The sequence below is a fragment of the Acidovorax sp. GBBC 1281 genome, from assembly GCF_028473645.1.
In the GTDB taxonomy this organism is placed as follows: Bacteria; Pseudomonadota; Gammaproteobacteria; order Burkholderiales; family Burkholderiaceae_C; genus Paracidovorax.
Window position 1 is genome coordinate 2,789,141 of the sequence record NZ_CP097269.1, and the last position, 14,253, is coordinate 2,803,393.

Consider the following 14,253-nt stretch of genomic DNA (forward strand, 5'->3'; position numbering starts at 1 on the left):
CGGCGCCATGCCATGCGCGCGGGCGCCCGGCCGACGGTCGCCGTCGTCATGCGGCGAAGGCCTTGCGGATCTGCTCCAGCACGTCCTTGGCGCTGGCCGGAATCGGCGTGCCGGGACCGTACACGCCCTTGACGCCCGCCTCGTAGAGGAAGTCGTAGTCCTGCACCGGGATCACGCCGCCCACGAAGACGATGATGTCGTCTGCGCCCTGGTCCTTGAGCGACTGGATGATGGCCGGCACCAGCGTCTTGTGCCCCGCCGCCAGGGTGGAGACCCCCACGGCGTGCACGTCGTTCTCGATGGCCTGGCGGGCGCATTCCTCGGGGGTCTGGAAGAGCGGGCCCATGTCCACGTCGAACCCCAGGTCGGCAAAGGCCGTGGCCACCACCTTGGCGCCGCGGTCGTGCCCGTCCTGGCCGAGCTTGGCGATCATCACGCGCGGGCGGCGGCCTTCGGCCTCGGCGAACTCGTTGATCTCGGCCTTGAGCTGCTCCCAGCCTTCGGCCGAGTCGTAGGCGGCGGCATACACGCCCGTCACCTTCTGCGTGTCGGCGCGGTGGCGGCCATAGACCTTCTCCAGCGCGTCGGACACCTCGCCCACCGTGGCGCGCAGGCGCATCGCCTGGATGGCCAGATCGAGCAGGTTGCCTTCGCCGCTCTCCGCCGCGGCGGTGAGCGCATCCAGCGCCTGCTGCACCAGCGCGGCGTCGCGTTTTTCGCGGATGGCTTTCAGGCGCGCGATCTGCCCGTCGCGCACCTTCACGTTGTCGATCTGCAGGATGTCGACCGGGTCTTCCTTGTGCAGCTTGTACTTGTTGACGCCCACGATCACGTCCTTGCCGGAATCGATGCGCGCCTGCTTCTCGGCGGCCGCGGCCTCGATCTTGAGCTTGGCCCAGCCGCTGTCCACCGCCTGGGTCATGCCGCCCATGGCTTCGACCTCTTCGATGATGGTCCACGCAGCATCGGCCATGTCCTGCGTGAGCTTTTCCATCATGTAGCTGCCGGCCCAGGGATCGATCACGTTGGTGATGTGGGTCTCTTCCTGGATGATGAGCTGCGTGTTGCGGGCGATGCGGGCCGAGAACTCGGTGGGCAGCGCGATGGCCTCGTCCAGCGCGTTGGTGTGCAGGCTCTGCGTGCCGCCGAACACCGCGGCCATGGCCTCGATGGTGGTACGCACCACGTTGTTGTAGGGGTCCTGCTCGGTCAGGCTCCAGCCGCTGGTCTGGCAGTGGGTGCGCAGCATCAGGCTTTTGGGGTTCTTGGCGCCGGTGGCCTTCATGATGCGGCACCACAGCAGGCGCGCGGCGCGCATCTTGGCCACCTCCAGGTAGAAGTTCATGCCGATCGCCCAGAAGAACGACAGGCGCCCGGCGAATTCGTCCACGTCCAGCCCCGATGCGATGGCCGTCTTCACGTACTCCTTGCCGTCGGCCAGGGTGAAGGCCAGCTCCAGCGCCTGGTTGGCGCCCGCCTCCTGCATGTGGTAGCCGCTGATGGAGATGGAATTGAACTTCGGCATGTTCCGCGCCGTGTAGCCGATGATGTCGCCGATGATGCGCATCGAGGGCTTGGGCGGGTAGATGTAGGTATTGCGCACCATGAACTCTTTCAGAATGTCGTTCTGAATGGTTCCCGACAGCTGGTCCTGCCGCACGCCCTGCTCTTCCGCGGCCACCACGTAGCCGGCCAGCACCGGCAGCACGGCGCCGTTCATCGTCATGGAGACGCTCACCTTGTCCAGCGGAATCTGGTCGAAGAGGATCTTCATGTCCTCCACTGAATCGATCGCCACGCCGGCCTTGCCCACGTCGCCCGTGACGCGCGGGTGGTCGCTGTCGTAGCCGCGGTGCGTGGCCAGGTCGAACGCCACGCTCACCCCCTGTCCGCCGGCGGCCAGCGCCTTGCGGTAGAAGGCGTTGGATTCCTCGGCCGTGGAAAAGCCGGCGTACTGGCGGATCGTCCAGGGCCGCACCGCGTACATCGTGGCCTGCGGGCCGCGCAGGTAGGGCTCGAAACCCGGCAGCGTGTTGGCGTAAGGCAGGTTCGCCGTGTCCTCGGCCGTATAGAGCGGCTTGACCGTGATGCCGTCGGGCGTCACCCAGTTCAGCGCCGCGACATCGCCACCGGGGGCCGACTTGGCGGCGGCCCGGGTCCACGCGGCGAGGTCTGCGGAAGCGAAAGAGGGGAATGGGGTGTTGCTGCTCATATCTGGGAAGGCTTCACGGGTGGCGAGAAAAGCGCGGTGGCGCTGCAACGATTTGGCACAGTGAAGCGAGTCTAACCCAATCTGTAATTATTAATTTATAGTTTTTCTGCGGTACATTCCCGCCATGTCAGCCGCCACCCTCACCCCCCGCGCCCTCTACGAAGAGGTGGCGGAGCAACTGCGCCAGCGCATCTTCCGGCGCGAACTGCAGCCCGGCAGCTGGATCGACGAACTGCGCATCGCCGAGGAGTTCGGCATCAGCCGCACGCCCCTGCGCGAAGCCCTCAAGGTGCTCGCGGCCGAAGGGCTGGTCACGATGAAGGTGCGCCGCGGCGCCTACGTGACCGAGGTGTCCGACAAGGACCTGCGCGACGTGTACCACCTGCTCGCGCTGCTGGAAAGCGATGCGGCCGGCGTGGTCGCCGCCAGCGCCACGGCCGAGCAGCTTCGCGAGCTGGAAGGACTGCACCGCGAACTGGCCGCCAGCGTGGACGACCGCGAGCGCTTCTTCGCGGTGAACGAACGCTTTCACATGCGGGTGCTGGAGCTGGCCGACAACCGCTGGCGCAACCAGATGGTGGCCGACCTGCGCAAGGTGATGAAGCTCAACCGTCACAACTCGCTGCTCAAGCAGGGCCGCATCGAAGAATCGCTGCGCGAACACGGCCGGGTGCTGGCCGCGCTGCAGGCACACGACGCGCAGGCCGCCGCCTGCGCCATGCGCGAGCACTTCTCCAACGGGCTGCAGGCTGCCGCCTGAGCCGTGCCGCGGCCTGCGGGCCGCGTCCCCTGAGACACCCGGCGCTTGCCCCGCAGGGATATCGCCTTCATGATGCACCCGTTGTCCATAAACGATGGCACCGCGCGCGTGCGGTAGCCATCCCTCACGGCCACGGCCGATGACACACGGGAGGAGCTTGCATGCTGGAGCGGTTTTTCTTGTTGGGAGAGTCACCTGCCGACCTGCTGGTGGCGCAGCACGATCCGTGGCTGTTGCTGCTGTCTGTGGCGGTGGCCGTGGCCACGTCGACCCTTGCCCTGCACCTGGCGGGGCAAGCCCGGCTGACCCACGAACCGGTGCACCGCACGATGGCCCTGGCCACCTCCGCCGTCGCGCTGGGGGCGGGCATCTGGGCCATGCACTTCATCGGCATGCTGGCCTTCACCCTGTGCGTGGCGGTGCGCTACGACGTGGGCATCACCCTCCTGTCGATGCTGCCGGGCCTGGCCGCGTCCTGGGTGGCGCTGAACGTGCTGGTCCGTCAGCAAGTCACCGGGCGGCAGTTGGCCATGGGCGGACTGCTCGTGGGCGCGGGCATCGGCGCCATGCACTACGCCGGCATGGAAGCCCTGCGCATGGCACCGGACCTGCGCTACGACCCGGCCTGGTTCGCCGCATCGATCGTGGTGGCGGTCGTCCTGGCCGTGCTGGCGCTGTGGGTGCGTTTCACGGTGCACCAGCGCAGCGGCATGTCCAACTGGCAGGCCACCCTGCTGTCGGGCAGCATCATGGGCATGGCGATCTCAGGCATGCACTACACCGCCATGGCGGCCGCCCGCTTCGTCGGGCAGGCCGACCCGGAACTGCAGCCTGGACGCAGGCGCTCGCGGTGACGGTGGCGCTGGTGACGGCCGGCGTGGGGATCTTCGCGGGCGTGTCCAACGGACTGATCCGCTACCGCGACATGTACCGCAAGGTGCGACGCAGCGAATCGCGCCTGCGCGCCCTGGTGGACACGGCGGTGGACGGCATCATCACCATCGACCATGAAGGCACGATGCAAAGCTACAACCGCTCGGCCGAGCGCATCTTCGGCTGGCCGCCCGCCGACGTGCTGGGCCGCAACATCCGCATGCTCATGCCGCAGCCGGACAGCGCTGCCCACGACGGCTACCTGCGCCGCTACCTGGAGACCGGCGAGGCGCGCATCATCGGCACGGGCCGCGAGGTGCTGGGGTTGCACCGCGACGGCAGCACCTTCCCGCTGCGGCTGGCCATCGGCCGCGCCGATGCGCCCGGGGGCCGATGTTCGTGGGATTCGTCACCGACCTGCGCGGCGTGAAGGAGGCCGAGATGCGGCTGGGCATCGCCGCCAGCGTGTTCGCGCACAGCTACGAGGCGGTGCTCATCCTCGACGCCGAACGCCTCATCGTGGATGCCAATCCCGCGTTCGAGCGGATGATGGGCGAGTCCCGCACCGAAGTCCTCAGGCGCCACGTGCAGACGCTCTACGCCGCCGCCCCGCATCTCGACTTTCCCGGTGTGTGGCATGCGGTGCAGGCCCAGGGCTACTGGCAGGGGGAACTGCTCGGGCGCAGTCCGCAGGGTGCCGTGCCGCAGCGCGTGTCCATCGCGGCGGTGCTGGGCGACGAAGGCTACCCGCACCACTACATCGTGGTCATCAGCGACATCACCCAGATCAAGGCGCACGAGCAGGAACTGGAGCACATCGCGCTGTACGACAGCCTCACCGGCCTGCCCAACCGGCGCCTGCTCGCCGACCGGCTGGTGCTGGCGATCGCTCATGCGCAACGGCACCGCGAACTGCTGGCCGTGTGCTACCTCGACCTCGACGGCTTCAAGCGCGTGAACGACCAGCACGGCCATGCCGCGGGCGACCAGTTGCTCGTCGAGGTGGGCCGCCGCATCCAGTCGCATCTGCGCGCCGAGGGCACGCTGGCGCGCCTGGGCGGCGACGAGATGGTGCTGCTGATCGGCGGGCTGCAATCCCCCGACGACTGCGCGCCCCTGCTGGAGCGGGTGCTGCAGGCCGTGCACCAGCCCGTGCCGCTGCCGCGCGGCCAGGGATTCGTCTCGGCCAGCATCGGGCTGAGCATCTACCCGCTGGATGGCGACACCCCCGACCTGTTGCTGCGCCAGGCCGACCACGCCATGTACGAGGCCAAGCAGAACGGCAAGAACCACTGCCGCCGGTTCGCGGGTGCCGAACCCATGGTGCAGGCGCCGCTGCATGGGCCCAGCCGCTAGGTACCGAGCGCCTCTGGCCGCGGTGGCGGCGCCTGCACCTGTTGCGCCACGGCGTCGAAGAGGTGCTCCAGGTCCGACGGATGCATGGCCGATGCGATCACGGGCTGCCACTGGGGCAGCTCGTGGTTGGCGGACAGATTGATCCGGTCCGCCCAGCGGTCCTGGTAGGTGACGACCTGGGGATTGCCTGCGGCGGAGTAGGTCCCCGGCCGTGGCGACGCCACCCAGCCCGGGTGGTGCATGAGCATCGGCATGGACTGGATCGGGTCCAGCGACCGGGTGAACTGGCGCAGCGCGAAGGCCATGCCCCCTGCGGTCTTCGGCGCGATGTAGCGCTGCGCGACGGCCTCCATCCCCAGGCGTGGCGGGTTGAAGGCATAGGTACTGACCTTGCCGCGCGCGCCGTTGGCGTCCAGGAAATGCGCGATGTCGAAGCTGGCCAGGGTGGCCACCGCCGCGCCCAGGCTGTGGCCCACCACCGAGACCGACAGCGTCTTGCCGCTGTCCCGCGCCATCGCGGCATAACGCATCAGCAGGCCGCCCAAATCCAGCCCGTTGGCGCGCGGCGCCATCGCCTCGGCGTGCCACCGTTCCTGCCAGCCGCTGCCCACCCGTCCCAGATCGGGCAAGCCCGCGGCCAGCGGGTTGGCATGGGCCCGCGGAATCTGCGACTTGAGGTCGCACATCAGATCGTCGGGGTCCTCCATGCGCGTGCCGGCAAACCCCAGCACGACGGCAAGGACCTGCGGGTGCTCCAGGTGGTCCCAGCATTTGGTGGCCGCGCTGGACTAGTGTCCTGTCCCGTTAATTCGCAGGCACGATAGCTGCATGGTTTCGGGCCATCCTTGAGGTGCCGCCATGCCCAATGCAACGACCCGAACAGAAATTGCGCTTAGTGAAGTGGAGCGCGCGGAACTGACGTCCATGGCGCGATCACGTTCGCTGCCAGCGGCGTTGTCGCTCAGGGCGCGCATCGTGCTGACTTGCGAAGGCACAGATAAAGCCAGCACCGCGGTTGCGCAGGCTCTGGGGATCAGTCGTAGCACTGTCACCAAGTGGCGCGGGCGCTATGCGCGCCATCGCATTGCAGGGCTTTACGACGAGTTGCGCCCGGGTCGCCCCCGCACGGTAGATGACGAGCGTGTTGCTGAGTTGATTACCAAGACGTTGCACACCAAGCCTGCTGATGGGGGTACCCACTGGAGCACCCGCACGCTGGCCGCCGATACGGGCATCAGCAAGAGCACGGTGGCGCGCTATCTGCAGACCTTCAACCTCAAGCCGCACCGGGCCGACAGCTTCAAGCTGTCGACCGATCCGCTGTTCATCGAGAAGCTGCGCGACGTTGTGGGGCTGTACCTGAACCCACCTGACAACGCGCTGGTGCTGTGCGTGGACGAGAAGAGCCAATGCCAAGCTTTGGAGCGTACGCAGCCGATGCTGCCAATGGGGTTTGGCTATGTCGAAGGTGTCACGCACGACTACGTGCGCCACGGCACCACCACCTTGTTCGCGGCCCTGAACGTGATGAATGGCCAAGTGATCGCGCAGTGCCGGCCCCGGCATCGTCATCAAGAGTTCCTTGCCTTCCTGCGCGCCATCGACAAGGCAGTGCCCGACGAACTGGATGTGCACTGCATAGCTGATAACTACGCCAGCCACAAGCATCCAAAGGTGCGCGCTTGGTTGGCCGAGCGGCCTCGCTGGCACATGCACTTCGTTCCGACCTATTCAAGCTGGCTCAATCAGGTCGAGCGCTTCTTCTCGATCATCACCACGCGGGCAATCCGCCGTGGCTCGTTCACCAGCGTGAAGGATCTGATCAACAAGATCGACACATTCATCGCGAATTACAACCAGTCCTGCCAGCCGTTTACTTGGACAGCTACAGCAGACTCCATCCTCGAAAAACTCGCCAGACTATGCGGGCGAATTAACGGGACAGGACACTAGTCGGCCGCGAAACGCATGCCGCCACGGCCGGTGATCTCGTCGAAATCCACGGTGTACGCCTGCCCCGCGAAATCCCGCATGCCCTCCAGCACGGCCCGCTGCAAGGCCTGCCTGGTCCTGGACGGCAGGCCACGGGCACGGCCGGCCTGCGGCAGATCGACCGCCCAAAGGGCCTCGGCGATGTCCACCGAAGCCATGTCGACGGCCACCGGGGCCGCCGGACGGGCCCGCATCGGCGCGGAGCCCGGACAGAGGCGCGGCGGCCGTTGAACGGCCAACCCGTGCAACGGCCCTGCCGTGCTGTGCCGCATCGGGACGCGCACCGGGACACCGGCCGGATGGCCTGGCCGGCTGGGCGCGCCCGCCGAATGCGGCGGTGCCGTCGCTGGAAGGGGCTGTCGGAAAAATGCCGTGGTCATCGATCAGAGGTGCGCGGGTGATGCACGCGGGCGAGGGCTGGGCGCAGACCCTGGCACCGGCGCATGGAATGGGGGTGGAAACCGAGGCCGGTATTGCACTGCGCACGCCGCGGTCCGGCGCGACCGTGGGCGAACCGAGATGCCGTCCCGCGAACCGCGCAGCCCTCCCCGTGCCCGGTCCATCTTCGCCCCGGTTCAGGCGGCAGCCACCCCTTCCGCCTGCGCCAGCGCGTGATCGCGATAGGCCCGGCCGAAGCGATTGCCCAGGAAATCCCCGAGCGCGATCTGCTCCTGCCGGATGAACCCCGACTGCGGCAGCCGCCCCTGCACCACCAGATCCAGCGCTGCGCAGATGCTTGCAGCCGTGGTCAGCTGGATGGCATTCAGCGCATGCCCGCCCACCGTGGCGCCGACGATGCGTGCCGAGTAGGCATCCTGCACCAGCCGCCCGCCGCGCAGGCCCGATGCACTGGCGAAGACCACGATCACATCCTGCTCGGTGGCCGGAATGGCGGCCTCGAAAATGTCCTTGAGCAAATCGCGCCGGTCGCGCAGGCGCAGGTCGTTCAGCAGCAGCTTCAGGATGGCGCAGTGCCCCGGATAGCGGATCGACTGGTAGTCCATGCGGCGGGCCCTGCCGGCCCAGGTTTCGGGCAGGGTGCCCAGCCCGCCCGAAGTGTTGAAAGCCTCGTATTCCACCCCGTCGAGCGCGAAGGTCTCCAGCCCGTCCAGCGCCGCCACGGTGGTGGGCTGGCCGTCCACGATGGCTTCGCAGGGGTTGCAGTATTCGTTGATGAGTCCTTCGGTGCTCCACGTCAGGTTGTAGCGCAGCGCGCCCAGCGGGTAGCGCGGCAACGCGCCCACGCGCATGCGCAGGTCGTGCAGCGTGTCGAAGCGCTGCGCCAGATCGTTGCCCACCACGCCGATGAAGCCCGGTGCCAGCCCGCACTGCGGCATCAGCACGCTGCGGGCGTCCTGCGCCAGGGCTCTGATCGCCTGCGTGCTGCGCACGTCTTCGGTCAGGTCGAAGTAGTGCACCCCGTGGCGGGCGCACAGCGTGGCCACCGGCACGGCGCGGTGAAACGGCAACGCATTCAATACGGCGAACTGCCCCGTGACGGCCGCCTCCAGGGCGCCATCGTCCTGCAGCAGCACGGTGCCGACGCCCAGCGCCGCCGCCCGGGCCAGCGCCTCGGGATCCCGGTCGGCCACGGTGATCCGGTATTCGCCCACCTCCTGCAACAGCACGGCCATGGCAAAACCGATGTGGCCCGCGCCCAGGATGGCGATGCGATGGGTCGATGGGGTGGAAGGCATGGCGGTCTCCTCAAGGGGGTTCTGACGAAGGGATGAATGCAGCCATGCTAGGCGCCGATGCTGTCGATGTGTAGCGTGAAAAGCGTCACATTTTCTCAAAATATTCGCCGAATCGGCGAAAATGTCTGACGCATTCGCACTCCCTGCTCCAAAGGACCCGCCATGGCCACCGAAATGGACGACACCGATCGTCGCCTGCTCAGCCTGCTGCAAGCCAACGCGCGCGAAAGCACCGCGCTGCTCGCCCGCCGCCTGGGCCTGGCGCGCACCACCGTCGTCGCGCGCATCGCCCGGTTGGAGCGCGAAGGCATCGTGGCCGGCTACGGCGTGCGGCTGGGCGCGCCGCTGCAGGCGCAGGCCGTGCGCGCCTGGTGCAGCCTGAGCGTGCTGCCCAAAGCCTCGCCAGCGGTGCTGCGCATGCTCGGTGCGCTGCCGGAGGTGGAAGAGGTCTCGGCCGTGAGCGGCGCGTTCGACTACCTCGTGTTCCTGCGCTGCACCAGCCATGAACAGCTCGATGCGCTGCTCGACCGCATCGGCCAGTTGGAGGGCGTGCACCAGACGCAGACCAGCATCGTGCTCAGCCGCAAGATCGACCGGCGGGGCGCCGGCGACTGAAGGCGCTGCCGCTTGCTCCTGATTGCATAGCAACACAGGCAATCAATCCGCCGGCATGGGCGCATTTCCCTTTGAATCCGTCTTCCCCGGTCCGATGGGATAATGCGCCCTGCCCTTCCCCCAGCCCTGTCTCCCCTGCCTGCCGCTTTTTCTGTCCGTGCCCATGTCCACCGCTCCCTACAGTCCCTGGCGCCTGTCCGTCGCGCCCATGATGGACTGGACCGACCGCCACTGCCGCTACCTGCACCGCCTGCTGAGCCGCCATGCGCTGCTCTACACCGAGATGGTGACGACTGGCGCGCTGATCCATGGCGACGTGGAGCGGCACCTGCGCTTCAACGCCGAGGAGCACCCGGTGGCCCTGCAACTGGGCGGGAGCGAGCCGGCCGATCTGGCCCAGGCCGCGCGACTGGGTGCGCAGTGGGGTTACGGCGAGATCAACCTCAACTGCGGCTGCCCCAGCGAGCGGGTGCAGCGCGGCGCTTTCGGCGCCTGCCTGATGAACGAGCCGCAACTGGTGGCCGACGGCGTGAAGGCCATGGTCGATGTGGTGGACGTGCCGGTCACGGTCAAGCACCGCATCGGCATCGACCAGAGCGAGGACTACGGCTTCGTGCGCGACTTCATCGGCACCGTGGCGGATGCGGGCTGCAACGTGTTCATCGTCCATGCGCGCAACGCCTGGCTCAAGGGCCTGTCGCCCAAGGAAAACCGCGAGATTCCGCCGCTGCGGTACGACGTGGTGCAACGCCTGAAGGCGGATTTTCCGCACCTCACCATCGCCTTGAACGGCGGCCTAGCCACCGACGAGGCCGTGTCCGATGCGCTGGGCCGGGTCGATGGAGCCATGGTGGGGCGCGAGGCGTACCACAACCCCTGGTGGCTCGCGCGCTGGGACGCGCTCTATTTCGGCGCCGCCGACAACGCCCTGACGCGCGAGGCGGTCGAGGCCGCCATGGTGGACTACATGGCACGCGAGGCGGCGCTGCACGGCACCCACTGGTATTCGATCGCCCGCCACATGCTGGGGCTGCGCCACGGCCTGCCGGGCGCGCGGCGCTGGCGGCAGGTGTGGAGCGACCATCGGTTGAAGGGCCTGCCCGCGCACGAGGTGATGGCCCTGGCGCAGGCGCCGCAGCGCGGCGCGCCTTCGGACACCCCGGCCGCCCTGGACGCCTCGGCCGAACTGGCGGCCACACGGTAAATCCGGCCGGCACGGCCGGCGCCGTTCCGGGCACCGGGCCCGGGCAATGCAGTTGGACTACGATGGCGGCTTGGACGGTGGCCCGCCCTGGAGGCCATCGCCCTCAAGCACTGTTTCTTTTTGCCCATGCCCTCGCTCGATTTCTCCCGGGAAGAAAAAGGCTTCGAAGCCGCCTATGCCCAGGAACTGCCTGCGCTGCAGTACGCCTGCGCCTCCTATATGGCGCTGCTGCAGGCCATCCTTTCGCGTACGCCCCACCTGGACATCACCAAGGTCGAGGGGCGTGTGAAGGACCGCCGCGAATGCGTGAACAAGTTCTCGCGCAAATACCGCGCGGCGCTGGAAGAAAGCAACACCCCCTACGAGATCCGCCCCTACATCACCGACCTGATCGGCGTGCGGGTGGTGTGCCTGTACGAGGACGAGCTGGAAAAGGTGGCGCAGGCCGTGCGATCGCACTTCGACGTGATCGACGTGACCGACAAGGTGACGGCGGTGGAGAGCACCGAGGACTCCTTCGGCTACAAGGGCCTGCACCTGGACCTGCGGCTGACGCCGACCCAGGCGGCCCTGGCCGAACACGCGGCCTATGCCCACCAGCCGTTCGAGTTGCAGGTGCGAACGATCATCCAGGACTCCTGGAGCGTGCTGGACCACAAGATCAAGTACAAGAAATCGATCCCCGGGCAGCTCAAGCGGCGCATCAACGTGCTGTCGGCCCTGTTCGAACTGGCCGACCGCGAGTTCCTGCAGATCCGCGACGCGACCGAGGCCGAACTGCGGCAGGCACCCGACGAAACCGCCGAGCCCGACGAGGGCACCGACCTGGAGTCGGCCCCCGCCGAGCAGGCGCAGGCGCCGGGCAGCGAGCTCAATGCGTTCACGTTCCTCAAGATCGCGAACCACTTCTTCAAGGACCAGGACTTCGAGCCGCACAAGGTGGACTTGTTCGTGGAGGACATCCGCGCGTGGTCACCCACCATCACGCGCGCGCGCTTCAACACCCTGATGCGCGCCACCATCGGCACCGTCAAACGCTACAAGCAGCACTTCGAGGACCACAACCCGCAGGGCAGCTTCAACGCCTACACGGTCATCCGCCACTGCCTTTACCTGGGCGACCGCACCACGTTCCGCCGGGCCCTGCGCAACAGTTCGCGCGAGGCGTTCGAGGCGTGGCTGAAAGAACAGGCCTGACGGCGCGTTCCGGCACCGACCACTAAAACAGCCCTCAGCGCAATCATCACTAGGGCATAGCGCTATATTTTTAATAGCAAAAAAACAGCCTTCCGTCACGCGACAATTGTTTCCATTTGTCGCATAGGTGACTCGTTGTCAGTACTTTCACGCCATACAGGGGTTGCGTTGTACTGCTATATTGCACTGCAACATATCCGGAGTTTCGCGCCAAATGCTTTACAACATCTACGAAACCCAGCGTTCGCTCATGGAGCCGTTCGCGGACTTTGCCCAGACCGCGTCCAAGCTCTACAGCAACCCAGTGTCGCCCTTCAGCCAGACAGTCTTCGCCCAGCGCATGTCGGCGGGCTACGACCTGCTGTACCGCCTGGGCAAGGATTACGAGAAGCCGGTGTTCGGCATCCACACCGTCAGCGTACAGGGCACGGATGTCGCCATCCACGAACGGGTGGAGATCGACAAGCCCTTTTGCGAGTTGCGCCGCTTCAAGCGCTTCTCGGACGACCCCGCCACCCTCACCCACATCAAGCAGCAACCCGCCGTGCTGATCGTGGCGCCGTTGTCGGGCCACTACGCCACGCTGCTGCGCGACACCGTGCGCACCATGCTGCAGGGCCACAAGGTCTACATCACCGACTGGAAGAATGCCCGCCTCGTGCCGCTGGCCGACGGCGCCTTCCATCTGGATGACTATGTGAACTACGTGCAGGAGTTCATCCGCCACCTGCAGTCGCGCTACGGCAACTGCCACGTGGTCAGCGTGTGCCAGCCCACGGTGCCGGTGCTGGCCGCCGTGTCGCTCATGGCCAGCCGCGGCGAGACCACGCCGCTGTCCATGACCATGATGGGCGGCCCCATCGACGCACGCAAATCCCCCACCGCGGTGAACAACCTGGCCACGAACCGCAGCTACGAGTGGTTTGAGAACAACGTGATCTACCGCGTGCCCGACAGCTTCCCCGGCGCGGGCCGGCGCGTTTACCCCGGCTTCCTGCAGCACACGGGCTTCGTGGCGATGAACCCCGACCGCCACGCCACCAGCCACTACGACTACTTCAAGGACCTCATCAAGGGCGACGACGCCAGCGCCGAGGCCCACCGCAAGTTCTACGACGAATACAACGCCGTGCTGGACATGGATGCGGACTACTACCTGGAGACCATCAAGACCGTCTTCCAGGACTACAGCCTCGTGCACGGCACCTGGGATGTGCGCGCCCCCGAGGGGCAGCCCGAGCGCGTGCGCCCGCAGGACATCCACACCACCGCGCTGCTCACCGTCGAAGGCGAGCTGGACGACATCTCCGGCTCCGGCCAGACCGAGGCCGCGCACAGCCTGTGCACCGGCATCGCCCAGAAGAACCGCAGCCACTACGAAGTGAAGGGCGCGGGCCACTACGGCATCTTCAGTGGCCGCCGCTGGCGCGATCTGGTGTACCCCCAGGTGCGCGACTTCATCCTGGCCCATGAGCCCGCCCACGCGGCCGACACCGGCACCACGCCCCTGCCCAGCGACGACGCACCGCGCCGCCGCACCGGCGCTGCGGCGGCCGTGCACGCGGACACGGCCGGGCTGAAGGCCGCGGCCACCGCCGCCGCCAGTGCGCCGCGCGCCAAGCGCGCGCCCCGCAAGGCTTGACCCCCGCCGCGGACGCCGTCCGCGCGCTCGCGGCGCGCATCGATGCGGTGCTGCCGCAGACGCAGTGCACCCGCTGCGGCTACCCCGATTGCGCGGCCTATGCCCTGGCGGTCGCCACAGCCGAGGCCGGCATCAACCAATGCCCGCCCGGTGGCGCCGAGGGCGTGGAACGCCTGGCCGCCCTCACGCAGCGGCCGGTGCGGCCGCTGTCGCCCGAACACGGCACCGAAGGGCCACGCGCCGTGGCGTTCATCGACGAGGCCTGGTGCATCGGCTGCACGCTGTGCCTCAAGGCCTGCCCCACGGACGCGATCCTGGGGGCCAACAAGCAGATGCACACGGTGATCGAGGACCATTGCACGGGCTGCGAACTGTGCATTCCCGTGTGCCCGGTCGATTGCATCGTGCTGGAAAACGCCAGCGGCAGCGCGACCGGCTGGACCGCCTGGTCCGCGTCACAGGCCGGACACGCCCGGGACCGCTACGCGGCCCGCACGCGGCGGCTGGACCGCGACGCGCAGGCGGCACCCGCCTTGCTGCCGACCCCAGAGCCCGCTACGGCCTCAGCCGACGCAGGGGCGGCCTCATCCTCGGCGCCGCCCGGAGATGCCAAGCGGGCCGCCATCGCCGCCGCCATGGCCCGGGCCCGCGCCAGGCGTTCCGCCGGCTGACGCGAGCGCCGGCAACGCTGGCTCGCCGCCCTTT

Annotated in this window: 14 protein-coding genes; 10 read left to right on the top strand and 4 right to left on the bottom strand. The window is 67.6% G+C overall.

Translation table 11 applies throughout. The annotated features are described in order from the left end of the window. Window positions 1–46 precede the first annotated feature (46 nt). Window positions 47–2,212, bottom strand: a complete 2,166-nt coding sequence (gene scpA / locus M5C96_RS12955) for a methylmalonyl-CoA mutase (protein ID WP_272569494.1) — start codon at window positions 2,210–2,212, stop codon at window positions 47–49. A 124-nt stretch (window positions 2,213–2,336) separates the two neighbouring features. Here scpA and M5C96_RS12960 point away from each other — a divergent pair, with 124 nt between their 5' ends. The 4 genes from M5C96_RS12960 to M5C96_RS12975 all read left to right on the top strand — a co-directional run bounded on the left by M5C96_RS12960 (window position 2,337) and on the right by M5C96_RS12975 (window position 5,201). Further along, window positions 2,337–2,972: a GntR family transcriptional regulator gene (locus M5C96_RS12960; protein WP_272569495.1), complete on the top strand. Its 636-nt coding sequence runs from the start codon at window positions 2,337–2,339 to the stop codon at window positions 2,970–2,972. A 161-nt stretch (window positions 2,973–3,133) separates the two neighbouring features. After that, on the top strand, window positions 3,134–3,826 hold the full coding sequence (locus M5C96_RS12965; RefSeq protein WP_272569496.1) for an MHYT domain-containing protein: 693 nt from the start codon (window positions 3,134–3,136) through the stop codon (window positions 3,824–3,826). Beyond that, window positions 3,823–4,275, top strand: coding sequence for a PAS domain S-box protein (locus tag M5C96_RS12970; protein WP_272569497.1), 453 nt, complete (start codon window positions 3,823–3,825; stop codon window positions 4,273–4,275). The genes M5C96_RS12965 and M5C96_RS12970 overlap by 4 nt, the downstream gene beginning before the upstream one ends. Further along, window positions 4,245–5,201, top strand: a complete 957-nt coding sequence (locus M5C96_RS12975) for a sensor domain-containing diguanylate cyclase (protein ID WP_272569498.1) — start codon at window positions 4,245–4,247, stop codon at window positions 5,199–5,201. Before M5C96_RS12970 ends, M5C96_RS12975 begins: the two co-directional genes overlap by 31 nt. Here M5C96_RS12975 and M5C96_RS12980 read toward each other — a convergent pair. Beyond that, entirely contained in the window at window positions 5,198–5,932 is a 735-nt protein-coding gene (locus M5C96_RS12980) for a lipase family protein (RefSeq protein WP_272569499.1), read from the bottom strand. The two genes, M5C96_RS12975 and M5C96_RS12980, sit on opposite strands and share 4 nt — an antisense overlap. A 127-nt stretch (window positions 5,933–6,059) precedes the next feature. On the opposite strand from M5C96_RS12980, the gene M5C96_RS12985 reads away from it, so the two are divergent. Then, a complete protein-coding gene (locus M5C96_RS12985; protein WP_272563777.1) occupies window positions 6,060–7,154 on the top strand; it encodes an IS630 family transposase in 1,095 nt (364 codons plus the stop codon). Here the strand turns inward: M5C96_RS12985 and M5C96_RS12990 are convergent. Then, complete coding sequence (locus M5C96_RS12990; protein ID WP_272569502.1) at window positions 7,151–7,387, bottom strand: hypothetical protein; 237 nt, start codon at window positions 7,385–7,387, stop codon at window positions 7,151–7,153. The genes M5C96_RS12985 and M5C96_RS12990 overlap by 4 nt on opposite strands. A 381-nt stretch (window positions 7,388–7,768) precedes the next feature. Then, the gene (locus M5C96_RS12995; RefSeq protein WP_272569504.1) at window positions 7,769–8,890 is read right to left on the bottom strand and encodes a saccharopine dehydrogenase family protein; all 1,122 of its coding nucleotides are present in this window, start codon (window positions 8,888–8,890) and stop codon (window positions 7,769–7,771) included. Window positions 8,891–9,052: 162 nt separating this feature from the next. On the opposite strand from M5C96_RS12995, the gene M5C96_RS13000 reads away from it, so the two are divergent. From M5C96_RS13000 to rsxB, 5 genes are all read left to right on the top strand, one after another. Then, a complete protein-coding gene (locus M5C96_RS13000; RefSeq protein WP_272569505.1) occupies window positions 9,053–9,505 on the top strand; it encodes an Lrp/AsnC family transcriptional regulator in 453 nt (150 codons plus the stop codon). Window positions 9,506–9,713: 208 nt separating this feature from the next. After that, complete coding sequence (gene dusA, locus M5C96_RS13005; RefSeq protein WP_272569706.1) at window positions 9,714–10,709, top strand: tRNA dihydrouridine(20/20a) synthase DusA; 996 nt, start codon at window positions 9,714–9,716, stop codon at window positions 10,707–10,709. A gap of 126 nt (window positions 10,710–10,835) precedes the next feature. Beyond that, window positions 10,836–11,906 carry a GTP pyrophosphokinase gene (locus M5C96_RS13010; protein ID WP_272569506.1) on the top strand — a complete coding sequence of 357 codons (1,071 nt, stop codon included), beginning with the start codon at window positions 10,836–10,838 and terminating at the stop codon, window positions 11,904–11,906. Between the two features lie 214 nt (window positions 11,907–12,120). Next, on the top strand, window positions 12,121–13,548 hold the full coding sequence (locus M5C96_RS13015) for a polyhydroxyalkanoate depolymerase (RefSeq protein WP_272569507.1): 1,428 nt from the start codon (window positions 12,121–12,123) through the stop codon (window positions 13,546–13,548). After that, window positions 13,545–14,219, top strand: a complete 675-nt coding sequence (gene rsxB / locus M5C96_RS13020; RefSeq protein WP_272569508.1) for an electron transport complex subunit RsxB — start codon at window positions 13,545–13,547, stop codon at window positions 14,217–14,219. Before M5C96_RS13015 ends, rsxB begins: the two co-directional genes overlap by 4 nt. Window positions 14,220–14,253: the final 34 nt, after the last annotated feature.

Bases quoted from the DNA above. Each gene is read 5' to 3' on its own strand.
- scpA (WP_272569494.1), bottom strand. From the start codon at position 2,212: ATGAGCAGCAACACCCCATTCCCCTCTTTCGCTTCCGCAGACCTCGCC.
- M5C96_RS12985 (WP_272563777.1), top strand. From the start codon at position 6,060: ATGCCCAATGCAACGACCCGAACAGAAATTGCGCTTAGTGAAGTGGAG.
- M5C96_RS13015 (WP_272569507.1), top strand. From the start codon at position 12,121: ATGCTTTACAACATCTACGAAACCCAGCGTTCGCTCATGGAGCCGTTC.
- M5C96_RS13000 (WP_272569505.1), top strand. From the start codon at position 9,053: ATGGCCACCGAAATGGACGACACCGATCGTCGCCTGCTCAGCCTGCTG.
- M5C96_RS12990 (WP_272569502.1), bottom strand. From the start codon at position 7,387: ATGCGGGCCCGTCCGGCGGCCCCGGTGGCCGTCGACATGGCTTCGGTG.
- dusA (WP_272569706.1), top strand. From the start codon at position 9,714: ATGATGGACTGGACCGACCGCCACTGCCGCTACCTGCACCGCCTGCTG.
- M5C96_RS12960 (WP_272569495.1), top strand. From the start codon at position 2,337: ATGTCAGCCGCCACCCTCACCCCCCGCGCCCTCTACGAAGAGGTGGCG.
- M5C96_RS13010 (WP_272569506.1), top strand. From the start codon at position 10,836: ATGCCCTCGCTCGATTTCTCCCGGGAAGAAAAAGGCTTCGAAGCCGCC.
- M5C96_RS12995 (WP_272569504.1), bottom strand. From the start codon at position 8,890: ATGCCTTCCACCCCATCGACCCATCGCATCGCCATCCTGGGCGCGGGC.
- M5C96_RS12965 (WP_272569496.1), top strand. From the start codon at position 3,134: ATGCTGGAGCGGTTTTTCTTGTTGGGAGAGTCACCTGCCGACCTGCTG.